This is a genomic window from Citrobacter sp. U14242, from assembly GCF_046555775.1.
Taxonomy (GTDB): domain Bacteria; phylum Pseudomonadota; class Gammaproteobacteria; order Enterobacterales; family Enterobacteriaceae; genus Citrobacter.
Genome location: NZ_JBKGLW010000007.1, coordinates 138665 through 163512, shown reverse-complemented (window position 1 = coordinate 163512; position 24848 = coordinate 138665). Strand labels below are relative to the sequence as shown.

Genomic DNA, 24848 nt, shown 5'->3' with positions numbered 1-24848 from the left:
CGGAGCTGAAAATGGGGATGGAGAACTACAATCCGCCGCAGGAGCCCTGGTTGGTTATCCTGTACCAGGACGAGCACATTATGGTGGTCAACAAGCCGAGCGGCTTGTTGTCCGTACCGGGTCGCCTGGATGAGCATAAAGACAGCGTGATGACACGTATTCAGCGCGACTATCCACAAGCCGAATCCGTACATCGTCTGGATATGGCCACCAGCGGCGTGATTGTAGTGGCGCTGACCAAAGCAGCAGAGCGCGAACTCAAACGTCAGTTTCGCGAGCGTGAGCCGAAGAAGCAGTACGTGGCGCGGGTGTGGGGACATCCTGCACCTGCCGAGGGCCTGGTTGATTTACCACTGATTTGTGACTGGCCCAACCGACCAAAGCAGAAAGTGTGTTATGAGACCGGGAAATCCGCGCAGACCGAGTATGAGGTGGTAGAGTTCGCGGCGGACAACACCGCCCGGGTGGTGCTCAAACCCATAACCGGACGCTCCCACCAACTGCGTGTGCATATGCTGGCGTTAGGGCATCCGATCCTCGGCGACCGCTTCTATGCGCCACCGGAGGCGCTGGCAATGGCACCGAGACTGCTGCTGCACGCAGAGATGTTAACCATCACCCATCCCGAATACGGCAACAGTATGACATTTAAAGTCCAGGCTGATTTTTGAGGTGCAGCACTTCCCAAACCGGGCGTTATTGGCGCAGCCAGTTTGGACACGGACAGCGCGCAACCGCAGGAGCGTACACGTAGTACGTGACTGTGGTGAGCACTGCCCAGGTTCAAAATAGCAAGTAAAATAGCCCGGAACCTACTTAAAGCCTTTCTGTTCTTTAATTAACTCGTAAGCCTTTTGAATTTCCTGCGCTTTCTGCTTCGCCATTTCCATCATTTCTGGCGGCAGGCCTTTCGCAACCAGTTTGTCCGGATGGTGCTCGCTCATCAACTTACGATATGCGCGCTTAATGGTGGTTGCATCATCTGTTGCTTTTACCCCCAACACGTTACAGGCATCTTCCAGCGTGGGACCGCGTTGCGCCTGCTGCCAGCCACCGCCCGCAGATTGCTGTTGATACCCGCCGCCAAACTGAGCGCCACCCTGCATCATGCGCAGGAACTGATCAAACTGGGTACGCGAAATCCCCAGTTCTTCAGCGATGACGTACAGCACTTCACGCTCGTTAGGGTGCAGAGAACCATCGGCAAACGCGGCCTGAATTTGAATCTCCAGAAACATGCGGATCAGATCGAATCGACCAAAACAGACGCTACGAAACTGACGCATCTTTTCACGTAATGGGTAATTGTCTGATTTTCCAACGCGGAAAGCATGCTGCGCCGCAGTACGCGAATCACCGTGCAAATTCATGCGGTCCATCAACTGGCTGGCGATATGAATATCCGCCTCAGTAACACGTCCCTTGGATTTAGTCAGATGCCCCATCACCTCAAAAGTGGTGGCAAAAAACAGCGCCTGACGCTCTCGTTGGTTGGCGAACCACGCCATTTTGCGCATGCGAGCTTTGTCGAACATATGGCCAACTAACAGGCCTAACACCACACCCCAGAAGCCGCCGCCCATCATTAAGGCCACGGCCACACCAATAATCTTTCCCCAATACTGCATACATTCCCCAAATCTTTATGCTCCTGGCCAGGCTATGTCCCACAATATAAGGTGCTTTTACCGTTTTACGGCTGCGGTCAATTGTGGGACATAGCCTATAATTTGCATTATCATACCTGTCATTCAATGCCGTGCCTAACACCACAAACGCTATACCCGTTGGATTTCGAGTTACGACAAGGCAGCAACGCAGTGACAAACTCGTCTGGAACGAATTTGAACTACCGCAGGCTGCCTCCGATGAGGGATAAAGAAGTCCCTCACGACATCCCCTGGCGCTTTACAGTGCAGGTAACTGGGGAAAACGATAAAGACAACGAATATGCAGCTTGAAAGGTGACGGGTATAAAATGGGCAGGATTAATACTAGCGAAGTGAAGATGAGATAAGTTAGGCTGTGACCGTTTGTCACGCGCGACGCTACTGATGATGGAACAATAAATACAACGTATGAAAAAACGTATTCCCACTCTTCTGGCCACCATGATTGCCAGCGCCCTTTATAGTCAACAGGGCCTGGCAGCCGATCTCGCCTCACAGTGCATGTTGGGCGTGCCAAGCTACAACCGTCCTCTGGTGCAGGGCGATACCAATGAGTTACCTGTCACCATCAATGCCGATCACGCGAAAGGGAACTACCCTGATGACGCCGTGTTTACCGGCAACGTGGATATTGCGCAGGGTAACAGCCGCCTACAAGCCGATGAAGTGCAGCTTCATCAAAAGCAGGCCGAAGGTCAACCCGCTCCAGTTCGTACCGTCGATGCGCTGGGCAACGTCCATTATGATGACAACCAGGTCATTCTGAAGGGACCAAAGGGTTGGGCAAACCTGAATACGAAAGACACCAACGTCTGGGAAGGTGACTACCAGATGGTGGGACGTCAGGGACGCGGGAAAGCGGACCTGATGAAACAGCGCGGTGAGAATCGCTACACCATTCTGGAAAACGGCAGTTTTACCTCCTGTCTTCCGGGTTCCAATACCTGGAGCGTCGTCGGTAGCGAAGTGATCCATGACCGTGAAGAACAGGTCGCTGAAATCTGGAACGCCCGTTTTAAGCTGGGCCCGGTTCCTGTGTTTTACAGCCCCTATTTACAACTCCCTGTCGGCGATAAACGCCGCTCCGGTTTCTTGATCCCGAACGCAAAATACTCCACCAAGAACTATTTTGAGTTCTACCTGCCGTATTACTGGAATATCGCGCCCAACATGGACGCCACCATTACGCCGCATTATATGCATCGCCGTGGCGGTATTATGTGGGAGAACGAATTCCGTTACCTGACCCAGGCGGGTATGGGTCTGATGGAATTCGATTATCTGAATTCCGACCGGGTCTACGACGACGAACATCCGAATGATGATAATTCACGCCGCTGGCTGTTTTACTGGCAACACGCCGGTGTGATGGACCAGGTATGGCGTTTCAACGTCGACTACACCAAAGTCAGCGACTCCAGCTACTTTAATGATTTTGACAATAAGTACGGTTCCAGTACCGACGGTTATGCGACACAGAAATTCAGTGTCGGCTATGCGGTGCAAAACTTTGATGCGACGGTTTCAACCAAACAGTTTCAGGTTTTTGACGATCAGAACAGCAGTAGCTATTCCGCAGAACCGCAGTTAGACGTCAACTTCTATCAGAATGACGTTGGTCCATTTGATACCCGTATTTATGGACAGGCGGTGCATTTCGTCAATACCAATGACGACATGCCGGAAGCAACGCGTGTTCATCTTGAGCCGACCATCAATTTACCGCTATCCAATCAGTGGGGAAGTATCAACACTGAAGCGAAGCTGATGGCGACACACTACCAGCAGACCAATCTGGACTGGTACAACAACAATCCGGGTAACGTAAATAAGCTCGACGACTCCGCTAACCGCGTCATGCCGCAGTTCAAAGTCGACGGTAAGTTGGTATTCGAACGTGACATGGAAATGCTGGCGCCTGGCTATACCCAGACGCTGGAGCCGCGTGCGCAGTATTTGTATGTGCCATATCGCAACCAAAGTCATATCTATAACTATGACTCTTCCCTGCTGCAAGCTGACTATAGCGGCCTGTTCCGTGACCGCACCTATGGCGGTCTGGACCGTATTGCTTCCGCTAACCAGGTTACGACAGGTGTCACATCTCGCGTTTATGATGACGCGGCCGTTGAACGTTTTAATATTTCTGTGGGTCAAATCTACTATTTCACCGAGTCTCGCACTGGCGATGGCAACATTAAATGGGAGAATGACGACAAAACCGGTTCACTGGTATGGGCTGGCGATACCTACTGGCGCATCTCCGATCGTTGGGGTTTACGCAGTGGGATCCAGTACGACACGCGTCTGGACAGCGTTGCCACCAGCAGCAGCAGCATCGAATACCGTCGCGACGAAAACAGTATGCTGCAGTTGAACTACCGCTATGCCAGCCCGGAATATATCCAAGCTACTTTACCGAAGAAAGATGACAATAACTATTGGAATGCCCCTCAGTATAAAGACGGGATTTCTCAGGTGGGTGCAGTGGCGAGCGTGCCGATCGCCGATCGTTGGTCAATCGTCGGAGCTTACTACTTCGATACCAATGCCAACAAAGTGGCGGATTCCATGCTGGGCTTGCAGTACAACTCCTGCTGTTATGCCATTCGCGTCGGCTACGAGCGTAAGCTGAATGGTTGGGATAGTGCCCAGCAACATGCGATTTATGACAACTCGATCGGCTTTAATATCGAACTGCGCGGCCTGAGCTCTAACTATGGCCTTGGCACCAACCAGATGCTGCGTTCGAACATTTTGCCGTATCAAAGCTCTTTATGATCTGATTTATTGATACCCAATGGATTTCGAGCTGCATTGAGGCGGCAACTGAGAGAATCCCCAGGAGCTTACATAAGTAAGTGACTGGGGTGAGTAAAGGCAGCCAACAAAAATGCGGCTTGAAAGACGAAGGGTATACTACGTAATCCGCATTGCGGTTAATTGATAATGGAAAAAGTATGAAGAACTGGAAAACGCTGCTTCTCGGTATCGCCATGGTCGCGAATACCAGTTTCGCTGCCCCACAGGTAGTCGATAAAGTCGCAGCCGTCGTCAATAACGGCGTCGTTCTGGAAAGCGACGTCGATGGCTTAATGCAGTCAGTAAAACTTAATGCGGGTCAGGCAGGTCAGCAATTACCGGACGATGCCACGCTGCGTCATCAGATCCTGGAACGTTTGATCATGGATCAAATCGTTCTGCAGATGGGTCAGAAGATGGGCGTAAAAATCTCTGATGAGCAGTTAGACCAGGCCATTGCCAACATTGCCAAGCAGAACAATATGACGCTGGATCAAATGCGCAGCCGTCTGGCTCAGGATGGTCTGAGTTATTCGACCTATCGCAACCAGATCCGTAAAGAGATGACTATCTCTGAAGTGCGTAACAATGAAGTCCGCCGTCGCGTCACGATCCTGCCACAGGAAGTGGATGCCCTGGCGCAGCAAGTTGGCAACCAAAATGATGCCAGCACTGAGCTGAACCTGAGCCACATTTTGATTCCATTACCGGAAAACCCAACGTCAGATCAGGTTAACCAGGCGGAAAGCCAGGCACGTTCTGTGGTTGACGAAGCGCGTAGCGGTAGCGATTTTGGCAAGCTGGCTATCACCTATTCTGCTGACCAGCAGGCGCTGAAAGGTGGTCAGATGGGCTGGGGACGTATTCAGGAACTGCCCGGTATCTTTGCTCAGGCGTTAAGCACCGCGAAAAAAGGCGATATTATTGGCCCGATTCGTTCAGGTGTCGGCTTCCATATTCTGAAAGTCAACGATATGCGTGGCCAGAGCCAGAATGTCTCCGTGACTGAAGTTCATGCCCGCCATATTCTGCTGAAACCGTCGCCGATCATGACCGATCAACAGGCTCGCCTGAAACTGGAACAAATTGCGGCTGATATTAAGAGCGGTAAAACGACCTTTGCAGCAGCGGCAAAAGAGTTCTCTCAGGATCCGGGCTCAGCAAACCAGGGCGGTGACCTGGGTTGGGCGGCAGCTGATATTTTCGATCCTGCTTTCCGCGATGCACTGACCCGTCTGAACAAAGGTCAGATGAGCGCTCCGGTACACTCTTCCTTCGGCTGGCATCTGATCGAGCTGCTGGATACGCGTAATGTTGATAAAACTGACGCGGCACAGAAAGACAGGGCTTATCGCATGCTGATGAACCGTAAATTCTCGGAAGAAGCAGCGACCTGGATGCAGGAACAGCGCGCCAGTGCGTACGTTAAAATTCTGAGCAACTAATGACTCGAACTCAACGTGTTGTGATCACTCCCGGCGAACCTGCCGGGATTGGTCCGGATCTTGTGGTCCAGCTTGCACAGCGCGAGTGGCCGGTAGAACTCGTGGTTTGTGCTGATGCCACGCTACTCCGTGACCGGGCAGCCATGCTCGGTCTACCGCTCTCGCTCCTACCCTACTCTCCGGATATCCCCGTCAAACCACAATCAGCCGGTACGCTGACGCTATTGCCGGTTGCGCTGCGTGCACCTGTCGTCGCGGGTCAACTGGCGGTAGAGAATGGGCAATATGTGGTCGACACGCTGGCCCGTGCCTGCGACGGTTGTCTACAGGGCGAGTTTGCAGCGCTGATAACCGGCCCCGTTCACAAAGGCGTGATCAATGACGCTGGCGTGCCGTTTACCGGACATACTGAGTTTTTTGAAGACCGCTCACAAGCGAAGAAAGTCGTGATGATGCTGGCGACGGAAGAACTGCGCGTTGCTCTGGCGACCACACATCTGCCGCTTAAAGCCGTTGCTGACGCCATTACCCCGGCATTATTGCGAGAAGTGATCGGCATTCTGCATCATGATTTACGTACTAAATTTGGCCTGAACGATCCGCATATTCTGGTTTGCGGCCTGAACCCGCATGCGGGAGAAGGTGGTCATATGGGGACGGAAGAAATAGACACCATCATCCCGGTACTGGATGAAATGCGTGCGCAGGGGATGAAATTAAACGGTCCACTGCCTGCAGATACCCTGTTTCAGCCCAAATATCTCGACAGCGCGGATGCCGTGCTGGCAATGTACCACGATCAGGGCCTCCCCGTGCTAAAATACCAGGGATTTGGTCGCGGAGTGAATATCACGCTGGGCCTGCCCTTTATTCGCACATCCGTTGATCACGGCACCGCACTTGAACTGGCGGGTCGTGGGCAAGCAGATGTCGGCAGTTTTATTACGGCGCTTAACCTCGCCATCAAAATGATTGTTAATACCAATGAATAATCGAGTCCATCAGGGCCATTTAGCCCGTAAACGTTTCGGGCAAAACTTCCTCAACGATCAGTTTGTGATCGAAAGTATTGTCTCTGCTATCAACCCGCAAAAGGGTCAGGCAATGGTCGAAATCGGCCCGGGCCTTGCTGCATTGACCGAGCCAGTAGGCGAACGTCTGGACAAGCTCACGGTCATCGAACTGGACCGCGATCTGGCTGCGCGTCTGCAAACACACCCGTTTTTAGGGCCAAAGCTGACTATTTATCAACAAGATGCCATGACCATGAACTTCGGTGAGCTATCACAAACGATGGGTCAGCCGCTGCGCGTATTTGGCAACCTGCCGTACAACATCTCCACACCGCTGATGTTCCATCTTTTTACCTATACTGATGCCATTGCCGACATGCATTTCATGCTGCAAAAAGAGGTGGTCAATCGTCTGGTTGCAGGGCCAAACAGTAAAGCGTATGGTCGATTAAGCGTCATGGCGCAATATTACTGCAATGTGATCCCGGTGCTCGAAGTTCCACCGTCGGCTTTCACACCAGCACCGAAAGTGGATTCCGCCGTTGTACGCCTGGTCCCTCACGCGACGATGCCGTACCCGGTTAAAGATGTTCGCGTCCTGAGCCGCATTACCACCGAAGCGTTTAATCAGCGCCGTAAAACGGTACGTAATAGCCTCGGAAATCTGTTCAGCGTTGAAGTCCTGACAGAGTTGGGCATTGACCCGGCAATGCGAGCGGAAAATATCTCTGTCGCGCAGTACTGCCGGATGGCTAACTATCTGTCAGAAAACGCGCCTTCGAAGGAGAGTTAAGCATGATCAATTCGCCCCGAGTGTGTATTCAGGTACAAAGCGTCTACATTGAGGCGCAATCCTCACCTGATGATGAACGTTACGTTTTTGCTTATACCGTGACTATCCGCAATTTGGGGCGAGCGCCAGTGCAGCTGTTGGGGCGTTATTGGTTGATAACCAATGGTCATGGGCGCGAAACCGAAGTTCAGGGGGAAGGTGTAGTTGGCGTTCAGCCTCACATCGAACCTGGCGAAGAGTACCAGTACACCAGCGGTGCCGTTATTGAAACACCGCTGGGCACCATGCAGGGTCATTACGAAATGATCGATGAGCAGGGCATCGCCTTTACTATCGATATTCCCGTATTCCGACTTGCCGTTCCAACACTCATTCATTAAAACAATATCTATGGCAACATACCTGATTGGCGACGTTCATGGTTGCTACGATGAACTGACCGCATTGCTGCATCAAGTAGATTTTACCCCTGGAAAAGACACCTTATGGCTCACCGGCGATTTGGTCGCACGTGGGCCAGGATCGCTGGACGTCCTGCGCTATGTGAAATCGCTGGGCGACAGCGTGCGCCTGGTATTGGGTAATCACGATTTACACCTGCTGGCCGTGTTTGCCGGAATCAGTCGTAATAAACCAAAAGACAGAGTCACATCGCTGCTCGAAGCGCCGGATGCTGACGAATTAATTAACTGGCTTCGCCGTCAGCCGCTGCTGCAGGTAGACGAAGAGAAAAAACTGGTCATGGCGCATGCTGGCATTACCCCTCAATGGGATTTGCAGACCGCGAAAGACTGTGCACGGGACGTGGAAGCCGTGCTATCGAGTGACTCTTATCCGTTTTTCCTTGATGCAATGTACGGCGACATGCCGAACAACTGGACGCCGGAGCTGACGGGACTGGCCCGTTTGCGCTTTATTACTAACGCCTTTACCCGCATGCGTTACTGCTTCCCCAACGGCCAGTTGGATATGTACAGCAAAGAGTCACCAGAAGATGCCCCAGCCCCGCTAAAGCCGTGGTTTGCTATACCCGGTCCCGTCAGTGAAGCCTATAGCATTGCATTCGGACACTGGGCATCGCTGGAGGGAAAAGGCACACCGGAAGGTATATACGCACTGGATACGGGCTGCTGTTGGGGGGGAGATCTCACCTGTCTGCGCTGGGAAGACAAACAGTACTTCGTGCAGGCATCAAATCGCCATTTGAATCTGGATCCCGGCGAGGCGGTAAACGCCTGATAGTCGTCTGCCGGATGCGGTGCTCGCACCTTATCCGGCCTACGAATGTGCCATCAGGCATCCAAATTAACGACGCTCCAGAATCTCGAAGCAGTAGCTGTGGGAGTTTTGTGCGTCGGCATCGTGGAATTCGCTGAACACGGATTCCCAGTCATCAGGCTCGTAGTCCGGGAAATGCGTATCCCCTTCCACTTCCGCATCAATATGCGTCAGATACAGTTTCTGCGCTTTCGGCAGGAACTGCTCATACACGCGCCCACCGCCAATCACCATAATTTCCGGTTCATCGCCGCAGGCTGCAATCGCCTCATCAACAGACTTCACCCACTGCACGCGATCGTCGGTGCCGGGTTTGCTGCTGATGACGATATTTTTACGCCCAGGCAGCGGTCGCCCGATGGATTCCCAGGTATGGCGTCCCATGACAACCGGTTTGTTTAAGGTATTACGTTTAAACCAGGCGAGATCGGCAGGTAGGTTCCACGGCATGGCGTTCTCCATACCGATGACGCGATCTACCGCTAACGCCGCAATCAGACTGATCATTGATTATTTCCCGGATACAAAAAAATTGTCGCCACTATACGGAAAGCGCAATCTTTCGTCGACTAGCCAAAGGAAGATGTGCAGGAAAATTTTCTGTTCTGCTGGCGAGTCCGTGAATTCTGAGTGGACTCCCAGCATTACAGTAGTTCAAAAACAGCCAATTAGCAGTAAAGTTTGCAGAACATCACATTTTTCCCTACGCTAACGGTTTCACTTCCGGCTCATCGGCGGTGTCGCCCGTATGTTTACCTTCATCCGTGCCTTGCCAGCCATGGCGTTGAATTAACGATAAATGTTGACGATCTTCGGCAATAATTTCACTCAGCATTGCGCTGGTACGCTTATAAACAGCCGCGCGGGAAATCGCGTCATCTTCGCCTTTCACCATCTCCTCAACCATCAATATATTGAAGCGCCGGAAGACGTCAGCTCGCTCACGTGCTTCATAGCGTCCAAGCCCGAGACTTTCCAACGCCAGTCGTCCGGTCTTTAATGCTCCTTCGAAGGTTTCACGTTCCGGCATTTCCACCCCGGCCTGACGCAGGCGGATGTAGTGATCCACATCGCGCGCACGGGCAATAATGTGCAGATGCGGGAAGTGATCTTTCACCATCTCAGTCAGTTGCAGGCTGGTTTGGGGATCGTCGATTGCATTAATGATCACTTCCGCTTTGGCTGCTCCCGCAGACTCCAGCAGATCCATACGAGTCGCATCGCCATAGAAAACCTTCATACCAAATTTGCGCAACGTCTCAACATGATCCGGATCGTGATCAAGGACCACCATCTTGACGCCACTCGACAGCAGCAGACGACCGGTTATCTGGCCGAAACGTCCAAACCCAGCGATGATTACCCGCGGTTGTTCTTCATCAATTTCATCCGCTTCACGTTCTTCACCGGTAGCCGATTTTTCCAGACGCGTCAGGACAACCAGTAAAATCGGTGTAGCCGCCATCGACAATGCCACCGCCAGCGTCAGTGCTTTCGCCCATTCGGGATCGAGCACATTTGCCATTTGTGCCGCGCCAAATACCACGAAAGCAAATTCACTGCCCTGCCCTAATAATACGGCAAACCAGCGACGCTGCTTACCCGGCACCTGTAATGGCCGGGCAATAAGCCACAGCATCACCGTTTTAATGACCAGGAAACCGACCAACAGAACGATAATACGCAATGGGTTATCAATCAGCGTACCGAAATCGATAGACATACCCACGCCGATGAAAAATAGCCCTAACAGCAGGCCTTTAAACGGCTCAATATCGCTTTCCAACGCATGACGATACTCAGAGCTCGCCAACAGAACGCCCGCCAGAAACGCGCCCATTGCCATTGACAACCCGACCTCTTCCAGCAGCAAACCAAAGCCGAAAACGAGGAACAGCGCGACGGCGCTAAACACTTCTCGCAGGCCCGAGCGGGCGACAAAACGCAATGCCGGACGCGTGACATAACGGCCTAACAGCACCACCAACGTCAGCGCCCCCGCCACTTTAAGCGCCGACAGCGCAAATGCCCCCAGTGTTGTCGATGCTCCGCTCGCTGCCAGCAATGGGATCATCGCCACCAGCGGAATGGCCGCGATATCCTGGAACAGCAGCACGGCAAACGCGCTACGCCCCATTTGCGACACCATCAGGTTACGTTCATTCATTGCCTGCATAGCAATCGCGGTGGATGAGAGCGCCAGCGTCATACCGATCAGCTCCGCCACCTGCCAGCGCAGCCCGAGGAACATACAGAACAGGCCAATCAGCCCACCACAGACCACCATCTGCAATGCACCGCCGCCAAACACCGAGGCCCGTAGCTTCCACAGACGCTGTGGATCCAGCTCCAGACCAATAACAAACAGCATCAGCACCACACCGATTTCCGCAAAATGCAGGATAGATTCGGCGTCCGTCACCAACCTCAAGCCCCACGGACCGATAATGCACCCGGCGATGAGATAGCCCAGCACCGACCCTAAGCCAAGCCGCACGGCGATGGGTACAATCAGCGCTGCCGAACCGAGATAAATCAGCGCCTGTATCAGCGTATGACTATCCATGGTGCTCCTCCTGCCATTCCATCAGACGTTGTTTATAGTGGCGCGCCTGCGCCTGTAGCGTTTCATCATCGCAGATGAACGTACAGTGCATGGCAAACGGTGGCAGCCATTTGAGTCCGCAATATAACGCCGTGGCCTGTAAAGGCTGGGAAAGCACGTCAAACCCGGGGTGGGAACCGATATCAAAGTGGTTTTCACCGCCGCCAGTGGTTACGGCCCACATCAGGTGTTTGCCATGCAGCGCGGTACCGCCGTGACCATACGCCCAGCCGTGGGAGAGGACCTTATCCATCCACAGTTTGAGTAACGGAGGTGTGCTGTACCATTGCATGGGATGTTGCCAGATAACCAGGCTCGCACGTGACAGCGCGTCCTGTTCTGCAGCGATATCGATATTGAAATCGGGATAGAGTTCGTAGAGCGAACGAACCTCTACCCCCTCCAGTGTCCTTACCTGCTCAAGCATCCGCTTATTCGCATGCGAATGCTGCGGATAGGGATGTGCATAAATGATGAGAATCATGATTAGCCTGCTTCACTGCATTATTGTAATAACAGTGAGTTTAGTCAGTTAATCCGCAGGCTAAAAGTCAATATTATTGAGTAGATGAATGTAGAAAACTGAACTAGTTGTCCAGCTCGCTCATATTCTTAACCTGATCGCGGTTAATTTGTTCCGTCTTACCCGTTTCCGCGTTTTTATACGAGACCAGGCCCGTATCTTCATCCACCTGCGGTTTGCCATCGGTGACGATCGTTTTGCCATCGGTCGTTTTCACCGCCTGATTAGAGGAACAACCGGCAACAGTAAACAGTGCTGCGGCGGTAAAAATGGAAGTGATCAGAATATGTTTTTGCATGGTGTTCTCCCTGCTTTTCAGTCATTTTCAGTGATATACCCGTTAACTGTAGGCTAACTGACTGAGTCACAGGGAAAATACAGAACACTCTTAAACACTCGCTTTGGGTATCGGTTTTCTACGAATCGTCATTTGACTGGTTTGTGTCAGCGTCAATCCTCGCGTTTCTGGCGCGAAAGCAATAGAAACCAGCAGGCCAATCAACGAAATCCCTGCCCCCATTAACATCACGGAGTTAATCCCATATTTAGTGATGAAGATCGGCAGTGCCCATGTTGAAACAATGGTTCCGATGCGGCTCAACGACATAATCACACCAACGGCAGACGCACGAATATCGGTAGGGAACAGTTCATTAGGATACAACCATTGCAGGTTCCCTGGACCGCCAGAGAAAAACGCATACACAGCGAAGGCCAGCACCACCAGCCAGACCCCCATATCAGGGATCAGCCCCAAAGCGGCCAACGCCAGCGTCATCATAATAAAGCTACCAATCAACAACGGCCGACGACCTGCGCTATTGAGCCAGAACATCGGTGGAATACAGCCCAGCATGAAACACAGACTGATCACCACATTACCCAACGCGGCGCTTTTCCCAACACCAAGGCCCAGCAAGCCAACAATCTGCGGACCAAACGTGTAAATAGCAAACATCGGGATCACCTGGCAGGTCCAGATGGCCGCGACAAACAAAACAAATGGAAAGTGACGACGATTAAACAACTGAAGAAAACGGGTTTCCTGTGGCGCTTCTTCGTCGAACACCACCGGTTCACCGAACAGTTTGATCATCATCGCTTCACACTCTTTCACCCGGCCTTTTCGCAACAGCCAGCGCGGCGATTCAGGAAGATCAAAACGGCCAATCAGGATCAAAATGCAGGGGATCACGGCGCTGCCGAGCATCCAACGCCATCCGCCCTCAACATCATACAGCCAGTAGCCGACCAGATCGGCGCAGGTGGCACCGACGTACCACATCGCGGCAATAAAACCGATGGAAAACGCGCGTTGACGGGTATTGGAAAACTCGGTGATCATCGAAGTCGCAATCGGGTAATCGGCGCCAATGACCACCCCAATTAATACGCGCATCACTAACAACTCAACGGGCGAGGTCACAAACATCGTCGCCGCCGATATCACGCCAATGGCGATAATATCGATGATGAACATTTTGCGCCGCCCGACCTTATCGGAAATGTAACCAAACAGCGACGTCCCAACAAATAGCCCAGCCAGCGTTCCGGCCCCCAGCAGACCAATCCACTCGGCATCCAGTTTTAACGCTGGCGTGAGCTGCTCTAGCGCAACACCAATCATCACCAGCACATACCCATCCAGGAATGGTCCACCGCTGCCCCACAGCATTATCCGGCGGTGAATAGAGGTAAATTTGATGTCATCAAAGTTCCTGGGCTGCTGCATGGTGATGTCCTGCTTTATTTAACTTAATGCCTAATGGTGCGTAGCTTTAAGGCCTACGTACTGTGCCTGTAGGCCGGATAAGGCGAAGCCGCCATCCGGCACCAGGTTTAGCCGTAGCGGAACTCCACACCAAACGTCCCGCGCGGGTATTCCCATTTTTCCAGCGCCGTATCGAGTCCGAGAATTCGACACGTCCCGCACTCAAGGCACCCGGCGTAATCAAAACGCACGCTGCCATCATCCTGCTTTTTATACAGCCCCGCCGGACAGGCCTTAATCAGCACCTCCAGTACCTGTTTATCCGGCTGTGTTTTCAGAATGATATGTGGGCTCTCTTCATCCACATTGAATTTATTGACGCCCAGTTTGACGTCCACATTGACGGGAGATGTCATAATACGGTCACTCCTTTCAGGCCATCTTTCATCAGGTTGATGAACCCCACTTTCTTCGCATGGCGTAGTATTTTTTTACGCATGGGTACCGGGGCTGAACCATCGACGGTGAATAGATCGCGGGCAATACTGACCGCCATTTCGGGATAGGCGGTAAACATGCGTGGATTATCAAGAAATGCAGGCAGTTTTTGATACATGCGCATGTCGCGCATCGGGCCATCATCCAGGTGCTGATGGTATTCACCAAGCGACTGTTTGCTAAAGTCGTCACGCGTCATGGCAGAAAGCACCGTCTTCGCCGCCGCCTCACCTGCCGATATCGCTAAATCCATACCTCGAATGGTGAAGCCGAGATTCATACACATCCCGGCAGCATCACCGGCAATCAGTACGCCATCGCCTACCAGCTCAGGCTGCATATTCATTCCAGCTTCCGGTACGACGTGCGCGGCGTATTCCACCAGCTTGCCACCGGCAATCAGCGGCGCTACAGCCGGATGCTGCTTGAAATCTTCCAGCATTTGCGGGACTGATTTTTTCGCGTCTTTCAAATGGTGAAGACCACAGACCAGCCCCAGAGAGAGCGTTGTTTCATTGGTATACAGGAAGCCGCCTCCCATCAGACCATCGGTTGGCGACCCGGCAAACAGACAGGCGGCGCCTTCGTTACCCTGCAACTGAAAGCGATCCTCAATCACCGACTTTGGCAACTCGATCAGCTCTTTCACGCCAACGGCGACATGCGCAGCCTGAACGCGCTTTGCCATTCCCAACTTTTCTGCCAACAGAGAATTCACCCCATCGGCAAGGATCACCACTTTCGCTTCCAGAATATCGCCATCAGCTTCCACGCCCACGACTTTGCCATCGCGCTGCACGACGTTATCCACACGAATACCTGTGATCAGTTGAGCGCCGGCTTCTTCGGCCTGCTCCATCAGCCAGGCGTCAAACTTACTGCGTAATACGGAATAAGAAACCTGCGACGATGCAGCATCCTCACCGTTGCAATAATCGATAGTCATCGCCCCTTTGTCGGTCATAAAGGCGAGTTTTTCGTGGGTAATCACACGTTCAATCGGGGCTTGTTCTGCAAAGCCTGGGATAATGCGCTCCAGACTATGCGCATACATGCGCCCGCCGGTGACATTCTTCGCGCCAGCAGAATTTCCGCGCTCGATAACCAACACCTGTGCGCCTTCACGGGCGAGCACCAGCGCCGCAACCGAACCGGCCAGGCCTGCACCCACGATGATGGCATCAAAGATATCTTCGGACATAACAAACTCCTCTCTCGCAACAGGGTACTCTCGTACCCTGCCCGATATGGTTTAGCGCGCTAATGCAGCTGTCAGCGCAGGCAGGATCTTCAGTGCATCACCAACGATACCGAAATCCGCATACTGGAAGATCGGTGCATTTTTGTCTTTATTGATAGCGAAGATCGTCTGCGCGCCGTTGGCGCCAACCATATGTTGGATCTGTCCGGAGATCCCCACGGCCAGATACAGTTCAGGTTTCAACATCAGGTTAGAAATACCAACGTAGCGTTCGTGCTCCATCCATTTTTCGTTTTCTGCCACCGGACGAGAGCAGGCTAATTCAGCGCCCATGGCCTGACACAGCGCTTCCGCCAGCGAGATATTCTCTTTGCTGCCAATACCGCGTCCCACGCTGACCACCAGACGCGCCTTATCGAGATCAACGCTATTACTTTTACGCGCCTGAGTAGCGGTGCGGGTAACGGCGATGGCCGGAGCCTGCCACTGCACAGTGTGCATCTCGCCGTTACGGGAGGTGTCTGGCTGTTGGGCGTCAAATGTCCCGCTACTCAGCGTCAGTACGGCAAACGGTGACGCGATGGTTTCCGCTCCCATTGCCAGGCCACCGTAGACCATATGTTTGACCGCTGCTTTCCCGTCCTGCAATGTCACTGCACTGGCATCGTTGGAAACTGCCGCTGACAACCGAAAACCCAGTTTTGCCGCTAACAGCTTGCCGCGACGCGTATTCGGCAGCAGTACCGCCCCCCCTTCGCTGTGCTGACGAATAGTCTCAGCCATTACCCCGGCGTAATCCTCCATCATGCGATCTTCTGGCTTACCGCTGAGCAACCAGGCATGATCCGCACCCAGCTGGAATGCCATCGCGCTATCAGCGTCATTCAGTACGAATGTGTTAACTTTTTCACCTAAAGCCTGCGCACCACTCATCAGTTCCGGCAGACGAGAAGGGGTATCGCTGAATACCCAGACACTGGAAAACTTGTTCATAACATCCCCTGATAATTAAATGATTTTGCGAAGATTCTCGACAAATGCGGCAATCTGTTCTTCACCGTCGCCTTCAATCACAACGCGTTGACGCTCGCGTTGTTTCGGTGCGGCAACCTGTTGTACGGAATACGCCTGTGCGCCAGTAAACCCAATGTCCGCTGGCGACCAGACCTGAACCGGCTTTTTCGCTGCGCCGAGAATGGCTTTCATAGAAGGGATTTGTGGCGTGTTGATGTCAGTTGAGACTGCAATCACCGCCGGCAGCGGTATGCTCAGGGTCTCAATTTCATCTTCCAGCTCGCGTTCTACCGTAAGGATGTTATCCGTTAGGGACAGGATCTTGCTTACACCGTTAATCGCCGGGATATTCAGCGCTTCACCCACCAGCAGACCAACCTGTTGTGCGTACAAATCGGAAGAACCATCACCACAGATAATCAGATCAAAGCCTGATTTTTGTGCGGCAGCGGCCAGCGCGCTCGCGGTATGTTGTGGCAGCGCCTGTTCAAACTGATCGTCAATCACCACGATCAGTTCATCAGGGCCACGGGAGAGCACATCTTTACGCCCTTTGGCGTTGGTCAGTGCTTTCCCCCCCACACTTATGGCGACAACCTGTGTCTCTCCTTGCTGCTGTTTTAACTGACAAGCAGCTTCAATTGCATTCAGATCATATTGGCTGATTTTGCCATCTGCTTTGCTGAAATCCAGTGAACCGTCAGCATTATTAATTGCAATATCCTGTTCATCAGGTACGCATTTGTAGCAAGTAATTATCTTCATTGCATCTCCAGAAATCATGAAGGAAACGTTATTTATATCGGCGGTGTTAAATACAAATATCACGCTCTTTAATTCGGAAATAAAACATTAATCACCAATATTGAAAATGTCACACATTGATATTCATAACTTTCAATAGTGTTATGCATCTCACCAATATTGAAAGAAACGTGTCAAACAGGAAAATTTTCAATATTGTTTGCTGGTTCAACAATATTGAAAGACAAACACTTAAAAAAGTTAAAAAACCAACATTAAGCAATTGAATATAAAGGGTTAATGTTGATATTTAAGTCAAAATTACCAGCATAAAAAAGTGTGACACCAATCACAGAACCACCCGTTACGAATACCCATTATGAGTTACTCACTGAGGCGCCCCAGAGGTTAAATAGTTATCAACAAATCATTAATAATAAATAAACAAAAGATTACAAACGGGAACGCTAAATAAATTTCGTTTTCACACTGGAATTCACTTATGAAAAATGAAAAGAGAAAGTCGGGAATTGAACCTAAGGTTTTCTTTCCGCCATTAATAATTGTCGGAATACTTTGTTGGCTAACAGTAAGAGATCTTGATGCCGCGAATGTGGTTATTAATGCGGTATTTAGTTATGTCACCAATGTCTGGGGTTGGGCATTTGAATGGTATATGGTCATCATGCTCTTCGGCTGGTTCTGGCTGGTTTTTGGTCCGTACGCCAAAAAGAAATTAGGCGATGAAAAACCAGAATTTAGCACCGCCAGCTGGATTTTTATGATGTTCGCTTCCTGTACATCCGCTGCCGTACTGTTCTGGGGCTCGATAGAGATCTACTACTATATCTCTACGCCCCCCTTTGCCCTCGCCCCTAACTCTACCGGTGCGAAAGAGATAGGCCTGGCATACAGCCTGTTCCACTGGGGGCCCCTGCCGTGGGCAACCTATAGCTTCCTCTCCGTTGCCTTCGCCTACTTCTTCTTTGTGCGCAAGATGGATGTTATCCGCCCCAGCTCTACGCTGGTGCCGCTAGTTGGCGAAAAGCATGCAAAGGGCCTGTTCGGAACGATCGTCGATAACTTCTATCTGGTGGCGCTGATCTTTGCGATGGGTACCAGTCTCGGTCTGGCGACACCGCTGGTAACCGAGTGTATGCAGTACCTGTTCGGCATTCCGCATACGCTGCAATTAGATGCCATCATCATTACCTGCTGGATCATCCTGAACGCTATTTGCGTAGCCTGTGGCCTGCAAAAAGGGGTCAAGATCGCCAGTGATGTGCGTAGCTACCTGAGTTTCCTGATGCTCGGTTGGGTATTTATCGTCAGCGGCGCCAGCTTCATCATGAACTACTTCACCGACTCCGTCGGGATGCTGCTGATGTATTTGCCGCGCATGTTGTTCTATACCGATGCTATCGGCAAAGGCGGCTTCCCGCAGGGCTGGACCGTCTTCTACTGGGCATGGTGGGTCATTTACGCCATCCAGATGAGTATCTTCCTTGCACGTATTTCTCGTGGTCGTACCGTACGTGAACTGTGTTTCGGGATGGTTCTGGGCCTGACCGCTTCGACCTGGATCCTGTGGACTGTCCTTGGCAGTAACACCCTGCTGCTGATGGATAAAAACATCCTCAATATCCCGCAGTTGATTGAACAACACGGTGTGGCGCGCGCCATTATCGAAACCTGGGCCGCCTTACCCTTTAGCACCGCCACGATGTGGGGATTCTTTATCCTCTGCTTCATTGCCACTGTCACTCTGATTAACGCCTGTTCCTATACCCTGGCGATGTCGACCTGTCGCGAAGTTCGCGACGGTGAAGAACCCCCGCTGCTGGTCCGTATCGGGTGGTCGGTACTGGTCGGTGTCATCGGTATTGTTCTGCTGGCACTGGGCGGATTGAAACCCATCCAGACAGCGATTATTGCCGGAGGATGTCCGCTGTTCTTCGTCAACATCATGGTAACGCTGTCCTTTATTAAAGACGCCAAGGTGCACTGGAAAGACAAGTAATTCTCATTAACCCAATTGATCAAGAGGCTGAAAGATGGATTTCAACTTAAATGACGAACAGGAACTGTTTGTCGCCGGTATTCGTGAACTGATGGCCAGTGAGAACTGGGAAGCTTATTTTGCCGAGTGCGATCGCGACAGCGTCTATCCGGAGCGTTTTGTAAAAGCACTGGCGGATATGGGCATCGATAGCCTGCTGATCCCGGAAGAACACGGTGGTCTGGAAGCGGGTTTCGTCACCGTTGCCGCTGTATGGATGGAACTGGGTCGTCTTGGCGCTCCGACTTACGTGCTGTATCAATTACCGGGGGGTTTTAACACTTTCCTGCGTGAAGGCACCCAGGAGCAAATTGATAAAATCATGGCGTTCCAGGGAACCGGTAAGCAGATGTGGAACTCGGCGATCACCGAACCGGGAGCGGGATCGGATGTTGGTAGTCTGAAAACCACTTATACACGCAAAAATGGTAAGGTTTATCTTAATGGCAGTAAGTGTTTTATCACCAGTAGCGCCTATACCCCGTATATCGTGGTGATGGCGAGAGATGGTGCATCGCCGGATAAACCTGTTTATACCGAGTGGTTTGTTGACATGAGCAAAGCAGGTATCAAGGTCAACAAGCTGGAGAAACTTGGTCTGCGCATGGATAGCTGCTGTGAAATCACCTTTGATGACGTCGAACTGGATGAGAAAGACATGTTCGGCCGGGAAGGTAATGGTTTCAACCGCGTAAAAGAAGAGTTTGACCACGAACGTTTCCTCGTCGCTCTGACCAACTACGGTACAGCAATGTGCGCCTTTGAAGATGCAGCGCGCTACGCTAATCAGCGTGTACAGTTTGGCGAAACTATCGGCCGTTTCCAGCTGATTCAGGAGAAGTTTGCGCATATGGCGATCAAACTGAACTCCATGAAAAACATGCTACTGGAAGCCGCATGGAAAGCGGATAACGGCACCATTACCTCGGGTGACGCGGCAATGTGCAAATACTTCTGCGCCAATGCTGCGTTCGAAGTAGTAGACAGCGCGATGCAGGTACTGGGTGGCGTGGGCATCGCGGGCAATCATCGCATCACGCGCTTCTGGCGTGACCTGCGCGTTGACCGTGTTTCCGGTGGCTCTGATGAAATGCAGATCCTGACGTTGGGTCGTGCGGTACTCAAGCAATACCGCTAAGTGGGATGCCGGATAGCGCTGTGCTTATCCGGCCTACAACTAACTGCCAGGAGCTAAATTATGGACCATTTACCAATGCCAACCTTTGGGCCACTTGCCGGGTTGCGGGTTGTCTTTTCAGGGATTGAAATTGCCGGGCCGTTCGCCGGGCAAATGTTTGCCGAATGGGGTGCGGAAGTTATCTGGATAGAGAACGTGGCATGGGCCGATACCATCCGCGTGCAACCCAACTACCCACAGCTTTCACGCCGTAACCTGCACGCACTCTCGCTCAATATTTTCAAAGATGAAGGCCGGGAAGCGTTTCTGAAGCTCATGGAAACCACCGACATTTTCATCGAAGCCAGTAAGGGCCCGGCCTTTGCCCGTCGCGGCATTACTGATGAGGTATTGTGGGAACATAACCCGAAACTGGTTATCGCCCACCTTTCCGGCTTCGGTCAGTTTGGCACCGAGGAGTACACCAATCTTCCGGCTTATAACACCATCGCTCAGGCATTCAGCGGCTATCTGATCCAAAACGGCGACGTTGACCAGCCAATGCCCGCCTTCCCATACACCGCCGATTACTTCTCAGGCATGACCGCCACCACCGCCGCGCTGGCTGCGCTGCACAAAGTGCGCGAAACAGGTAAAGGGGAAAGTATTGACGTCGCCATGTACGAAGTGATGCTGCGTATGGGTCAGTACTTCATGATGGATTACTTCAACGGCGGCGAAATATGCCCGCGCATGACCAAAGGTAAAGACCCCTACTACGCCGGTTGTGGTCTGTATAAATGTGCTGATGGCTACATCGTTATGGAACTGGTGGGTATCACGCAAATCAACGAGTGCTTTAAAGATATTGGTCTGGCTCACATCCTCGGTACCCCTGAAGTACCGGAAGGCACCCAGCTTATCCATCGCGTTGAATGCCCATACGGCCCATTAGTCGAAGAAAAACTGGATGCCTGGCTGGCGAAACACACCATTGCTGAGGTCCAGGCACGCTTTGCCGAGCTGAACATCGCTTGCGCGAAGGTACTGACTATTCCAGAACTGGAAGGCAACCCGCAGTACGTTGCCCGTGAATCCATTACTCAGTGGCAAACGATGGATGGTCGCACCTGCAAAGGGCCAAACATCATGCCGAAATTCAAAAATAATCCGGGGAAAATCTGGCGTGGCATGCCATCACACGGCATGGATACCGCCGCCATTCTGAAAAATATCGGTTATAGCGAAGCAGACATAAATGAGCTGGTCGGCAAAGGCCTGGCCAGGGTTGAGGAATAAACGCGACGCGCTAACCCACGGGTTTGGTTAGCGCTCACGCCTGTTTTCAGTGGATAAAGCAATATGGATATCGTTGGCGGACAAAACTTACGTCAGATGTGGGACGACCTGGCCAGGACGTACGAAGATAAAACGGCACTTATTTTCGAATCCTGCGAAGGAAACGTTCAGCAGTTTAGCTATGCCTCGCTTAATGAAGAAATTAACCGCACGGCGAATCTTTTCCATTCTTTGGGGATCCGCAAGGGCGATAAGGTCGCATTGCATCTGGATAACTGTCCGGAGTTTATTTTTTGCTGGTTTGGACTGGCAAAAATCGGTGCCATTATGGTCCCGATCAATGCCCGTCTGCTGGGTGAAGAAAGCGCCTGGATCCTGCGAAACAGTCAGGTGCGCCTGCTGGTCACCAGCGCCCGGTTTTATCCTATATACCGCCAGATACGCCAGGAAAACGAAACACCACTGAATCACATCTGTCTGATTGGCGATCGAGTTCCGGCGGATGACGGCGTGAGCCACTTTTCCCTCCTGAAAGACCGACAGTCGGCCACGCTATGCTATACCCCCGCGTTATCCACTGACGACACGGCAGAAATTCTGTTTACCTCAGGCACCACCTCACGTCCCAAAGGGGTGGTCATTACTCACTATAACCTGCGTTTTGCAGGTTACTACTCTGCCTGGCAGATCGCTCTGCGCGATGATGATGTGTACATGACGGTGATGCCCGCCTTCCATATCGACTGCCAGTGTACGGCTGCAATGCCGGCATTTTCATCAGGGAGCACCTTTGTGCTGATTGAGAAGTACAGCGCCCGGGGCTTCTGGGACCAGGTACGCAAATATCAAGCGACGGTGACGGAATGCATCCCGATGATGATCAGAACGCTGATGGTACAGCCCGCCTCGCCGACAGACAGGCAACATCATCTGCGTGAAGTGATGTTCTACCTCAACTTATCAGAGCAGGAGAAGGATGACTTTACCGGTCGCTTTGGTGTCAGGCTGCTGACCTCCTACGGTATGACAGAAACCATCGTCGGCATTATTGGCGACCGTCCAGGAGACAAACGGCGCTGGCCTTCAATCGGTCGTGTCGGCTTTAGCTATGAAGCAGAAATCCGCGACGACCAAAACCGCCCCCTGCCTGCCGGTGAAATTGGTGAAATATGCATTAAAGGCGTGCCTGGTAAAACGATCTTTAAAGAGTACTACGCTCAACCAGAAGCAACGGCCAAAGCGCTGGAGCCGGAGGGCTGGCTACATACCGGCGATTCGGGTTACCAGGATGAGGATGGCTTTTTTTATTTTGTCGACAGGCGCTGCAATATGATTAAACGCGGCGGAGAAAATGTCTCCTGCGTTGAGCTGGAAAATATCATTTCTGCACATCCGAAAATTCAGGACATCGTTGTTGTCGGTATCAAAGACACTATCCGTGATGAAGCGATTAAAGCATTTATTGTCCTGAATGAAGGTGAAACATTAAGCGAAGCCGAGTTTTTCAGCTTCTGCGAACACAATATGGCGAAATTTAAGGTTCCCTCTTTTATGGAGATCAGAACCGACCTGCCGCGAAATTGTTCAGGGAAAATAATTAAAAAAAATCTGAAATAACCTCTCTGGCAGGAATATCACCTGCCTGAAAATCTATTTATCTGGAGATGAACCATGAGTGAATCATTACATCTGACCCGCAATGGCCCGATTCTGGAAATTACGCTGGACAGGCCCAAAGCAAATGCCATTGACGCCAAAACCAGCTTTAAAATGGGCGAAGCTTTTCTTCATTTCCGTGACGATCCTGAATTGCGCGTCGCCATCATCACCGGTGGCGGCGAGAAGTTTTTTTCCGCAGGTTGGGACTTAAAAGCGGCAGCGGAAGGTGAAGCACCTGATGCCGATTTTGGCCCGGGCGGCTTTGCCGGTTTAACCGAAATATTCGATCTGGATAAACCGGTCATCGCTGCGGTAAACGGCTATGCATTTGGTGGTGGTTTCGAACTGGCGCTGGCGGCCGATTTTATCGTCTGCGCAGAAAACGCCAGCTTCGCCCTGCCGGAAGCAAAACTCGGTATCGTGCCGGACAGTGGCGGCGTATTGCGTCTGCCCAAGCTGTTGCCGCCGGCTATCGTCAACGAAATGGTGATGACCGGCAGACGCATGAGCGCCGAAGAAGCGCTGCGTTGGGGGATTGTGAACCGTGTCGTTAGCCAGAGTGAATTGATGGACAGCGCCCGCGAACTGGCGCAACAACTGGTTAATAGCGCCCCGCTGGCTATTGCCGCGCTGAAAGAGATTTATCGTGCGACCAGCGAAATGCCGGTGGAAGAAGGCTACCGTTACATCCGTAGCGGCGTACTGAAACATTATCCTGCGGTCCTGCACTCTGAAGATGCGCTGGAAGGACCACAGGCATTTGCGGAAAAACGCGATCCGGTGTGGAAAGGGCGCTGATATCTCATGAGCTATTACGCCTTTGAAGGCCTGATTCCGGTAGTGCATCCAGAGGCGTATGTCCATCCCAGCGCCGTGCTGATTGGCGATGTCATTGTGGGGGCCGGTGTGTATATAGGTCCGCACGCGTCACTGCGTGGTGATTATGGTCGTCTGATCCTCAAAGCAGGTTCTAATCTGCAGGATGGCTGTATCATGCACGGCTATTGCGACACCGATACCATCGTGCATGAGAATGGACACATCGGTCATGGCGCTATTTTACATGGCTGCGTGGTAGGTCGGGATGCATTGATTGGCATGAATAGTGTCATTATGGACGGTGCCGTGATTGGCGAAGAGAGCATTGTTGCCGCCATGAGCTTTGTCAAAGCCGGGTTTCAGGGGGAGGCAAGGCAACTGCTGGTCGGTTCACCGGCTCGCGTACTGCGCGAAGTCACCGATCAGGAGCGACACTGGAAACGACTGAACACCAAAGAGTATCAGGATCTTGCCATCCGCTGTCAGACGGGTTTACACGAAACGCAGCCATTAACGCAGGTCGAAGAAAACCGACCGCGCCTGAAAGGCACGACGGATGTGAAGCCGAAATCAGCACAGTAATTGATGCCGGATGCGC

23 protein-coding genes are annotated in these 24848 nt (G+C 52.0%); 13 read left to right on the top strand and 10 right to left on the bottom strand.

Features of this window, described 5'->3' with window-relative positions:
* Positions 1–11 precede the first annotated feature (11 nt).
* Positions 12–671: a bifunctional tRNA pseudouridine(32) synthase/23S rRNA pseudouridine(746) synthase RluA gene (rluA, locus tag ACLJXE_RS13435; RefSeq protein ID WP_410751128.1), complete on the top strand. Its 660-nt coding sequence runs from the start codon at positions 12–14 to the stop codon at positions 669–671.
* A 141-nt stretch (positions 672–812) separates the two neighbouring features.
* Here the strand turns inward: rluA and djlA are convergent, their stop codons facing one another.
* Complete coding sequence (gene djlA / locus ACLJXE_RS13430; RefSeq protein WP_202039525.1) at positions 813–1628, bottom strand: co-chaperone DjlA; 816 nt, start codon at positions 1626–1628, stop codon at positions 813–815.
* A 450-nt stretch (positions 1629–2078) separates the two neighbouring features.
* Between djlA and lptD the strand changes: the two genes are divergently transcribed.
* The 6 genes from lptD (at position 2079) to apaH (ending at position 8962) form a co-directional block, all read left to right on the top strand.
* Complete coding sequence (gene lptD, locus ACLJXE_RS13425) at positions 2079–4451, top strand: LPS assembly protein LptD (protein ID WP_410751127.1); 2373 nt, start codon at positions 2079–2081, stop codon at positions 4449–4451.
* Positions 4452–4630: 179 nt separating this feature from the next.
* Positions 4631–5917 (top strand): peptidylprolyl isomerase SurA, encoded by a 1287-nt coding sequence (gene surA / locus ACLJXE_RS13420; protein ID WP_410751126.1) that lies wholly within the window; start codon positions 4631–4633, stop codon positions 5915–5917.
* Positions 5917–6909, top strand: coding sequence for a 4-hydroxythreonine-4-phosphate dehydrogenase PdxA (pdxA, locus tag ACLJXE_RS13415; protein WP_410751125.1), 993 nt, complete (start codon positions 5917–5919; stop codon positions 6907–6909). The genes surA and pdxA overlap by 1 nt, the downstream gene beginning before the upstream one ends.
* Entirely contained in the window at positions 6902–7723 is an 822-nt protein-coding gene (rsmA, locus tag ACLJXE_RS13410; protein WP_048212723.1) for a 16S rRNA (adenine(1518)-N(6)/adenine(1519)-N(6))-dimethyltransferase RsmA, read from the top strand. Before pdxA ends, rsmA begins: the two co-directional genes overlap by 8 nt.
* Positions 7724–7725: 2 nt before the next feature.
* A complete protein-coding gene (apaG, locus tag ACLJXE_RS13405) occupies positions 7726–8103 on the top strand; it encodes a Co2+/Mg2+ efflux protein ApaG (RefSeq protein ID WP_003018867.1) in 378 nt (125 codons plus the stop codon).
* Between the two features lie 10 nt (positions 8104–8113).
* Positions 8114–8962 (top strand): bis(5'-nucleosyl)-tetraphosphatase (symmetrical) ApaH, encoded by an 849-nt coding sequence (gene apaH, locus ACLJXE_RS13400; protein ID WP_286630723.1) that lies wholly within the window; start codon positions 8114–8116, stop codon positions 8960–8962.
* Between the two features lie 66 nt (positions 8963–9028).
* Here the strand turns inward: apaH and folA are convergent, their stop codons facing one another.
* The 9 genes from folA to ACLJXE_RS13355 all read right to left on the bottom strand — a co-directional run bounded on the left by folA (position 9029) and on the right by ACLJXE_RS13355 (position 17318).
* Positions 9029–9508, bottom strand: a complete 480-nt coding sequence (folA, locus tag ACLJXE_RS13395; RefSeq protein WP_003018873.1) for a type 3 dihydrofolate reductase — start codon at positions 9506–9508, stop codon at positions 9029–9031.
* A gap of 196 nt (positions 9509–9704) precedes the next feature.
* Positions 9705–11567 carry a glutathione-regulated potassium-efflux system protein KefC gene (gene kefC, locus ACLJXE_RS13390; RefSeq protein ID WP_286630722.1) on the bottom strand — a complete coding sequence of 621 codons (1863 nt, stop codon included), beginning with the start codon at positions 11565–11567 and terminating at the stop codon, positions 9705–9707.
* On the bottom strand, positions 11560–12090 hold the full coding sequence (gene kefF / locus ACLJXE_RS13385) for a glutathione-regulated potassium-efflux system oxidoreductase KefF (protein ID WP_410751124.1): 531 nt from the start codon (positions 12088–12090) through the stop codon (positions 11560–11562). Before kefF ends, kefC begins: the two co-directional genes overlap by 8 nt.
* A gap of 103 nt (positions 12091–12193) precedes the next feature.
* Positions 12194–12427, bottom strand: coding sequence for a YgdI/YgdR family lipoprotein (locus tag ACLJXE_RS13380; protein WP_271440470.1), 234 nt, complete (start codon positions 12425–12427; stop codon positions 12194–12196).
* Positions 12428–12517: 90 nt separating this feature from the next.
* Positions 12518–13861, bottom strand: a complete 1344-nt coding sequence (locus ACLJXE_RS13375) for an MFS transporter (protein WP_286630721.1) — start codon at positions 13859–13861, stop codon at positions 12518–12520.
* 107 nt (positions 13862–13968) lie between these two features.
* On the bottom strand, positions 13969–14256 hold the full coding sequence (gene fixX, locus ACLJXE_RS13370; RefSeq protein WP_096758345.1) for a ferredoxin-like protein FixX: 288 nt from the start codon (positions 14254–14256) through the stop codon (positions 13969–13971).
* Positions 14253–15539, bottom strand: coding sequence for an FAD-dependent oxidoreductase (locus ACLJXE_RS13365; RefSeq protein ID WP_271449976.1), 1287 nt, complete (start codon positions 15537–15539; stop codon positions 14253–14255). Before ACLJXE_RS13365 ends, fixX begins: the two co-directional genes overlap by 4 nt.
* Positions 15540–15590: 51 nt before the next feature.
* Entirely contained in the window at positions 15591–16532 is a 942-nt protein-coding gene (locus ACLJXE_RS13360; protein ID WP_410751123.1) for an electron transfer flavoprotein subunit alpha/FixB family protein, read from the bottom strand.
* 15 nt (positions 16533–16547) lie between these two features.
* Positions 16548–17318 carry an electron transfer flavoprotein FixA gene (locus tag ACLJXE_RS13355; protein ID WP_286630719.1) on the bottom strand — a complete coding sequence of 257 codons (771 nt, stop codon included), beginning with the start codon at positions 17316–17318 and terminating at the stop codon, positions 16548–16550.
* A 481-nt stretch (positions 17319–17799) separates the two neighbouring features.
* Between ACLJXE_RS13355 and caiT the strand changes: the two genes are divergently transcribed.
* The 6 genes from caiT (at position 17800) to caiE (ending at position 24832) form a co-directional block, all read left to right on the top strand.
* On the top strand, positions 17800–19317 hold the full coding sequence (gene caiT, locus ACLJXE_RS13350) for an L-carnitine/gamma-butyrobetaine antiporter (protein WP_286630718.1): 1518 nt from the start codon (positions 17800–17802) through the stop codon (positions 19315–19317).
* A 34-nt stretch (positions 19318–19351) separates the two neighbouring features.
* On the top strand, positions 19352–20494 hold the full coding sequence (gene caiA, locus ACLJXE_RS13345; protein WP_137383761.1) for a crotonobetainyl-CoA dehydrogenase: 1143 nt from the start codon (positions 19352–19354) through the stop codon (positions 20492–20494).
* A 60-nt stretch (positions 20495–20554) separates the two neighbouring features.
* Positions 20555–21772, top strand: coding sequence for an L-carnitine CoA-transferase (caiB, locus tag ACLJXE_RS13340; protein ID WP_410751122.1), 1218 nt, complete (start codon positions 20555–20557; stop codon positions 21770–21772).
* 63 nt (positions 21773–21835) lie between these two features.
* Positions 21836–23389 (top strand): crotonobetaine/carnitine-CoA ligase, encoded by a 1554-nt coding sequence (gene caiC / locus ACLJXE_RS13335; RefSeq protein ID WP_410751121.1) that lies wholly within the window; start codon positions 21836–21838, stop codon positions 23387–23389.
* Between the two features lie 54 nt (positions 23390–23443).
* Positions 23444–24229 (top strand): crotonobetainyl-CoA hydratase, encoded by a 786-nt coding sequence (caiD, locus tag ACLJXE_RS13330; RefSeq protein WP_410751120.1) that lies wholly within the window; start codon positions 23444–23446, stop codon positions 24227–24229.
* A 6-nt stretch (positions 24230–24235) separates the two neighbouring features.
* Positions 24236–24832 (top strand): carnitine operon protein CaiE, encoded by a 597-nt coding sequence (gene caiE, locus ACLJXE_RS13325; RefSeq protein WP_410751119.1) that lies wholly within the window; start codon positions 24236–24238, stop codon positions 24830–24832.
* Positions 24833–24848: the final 16 nt, after the last annotated feature.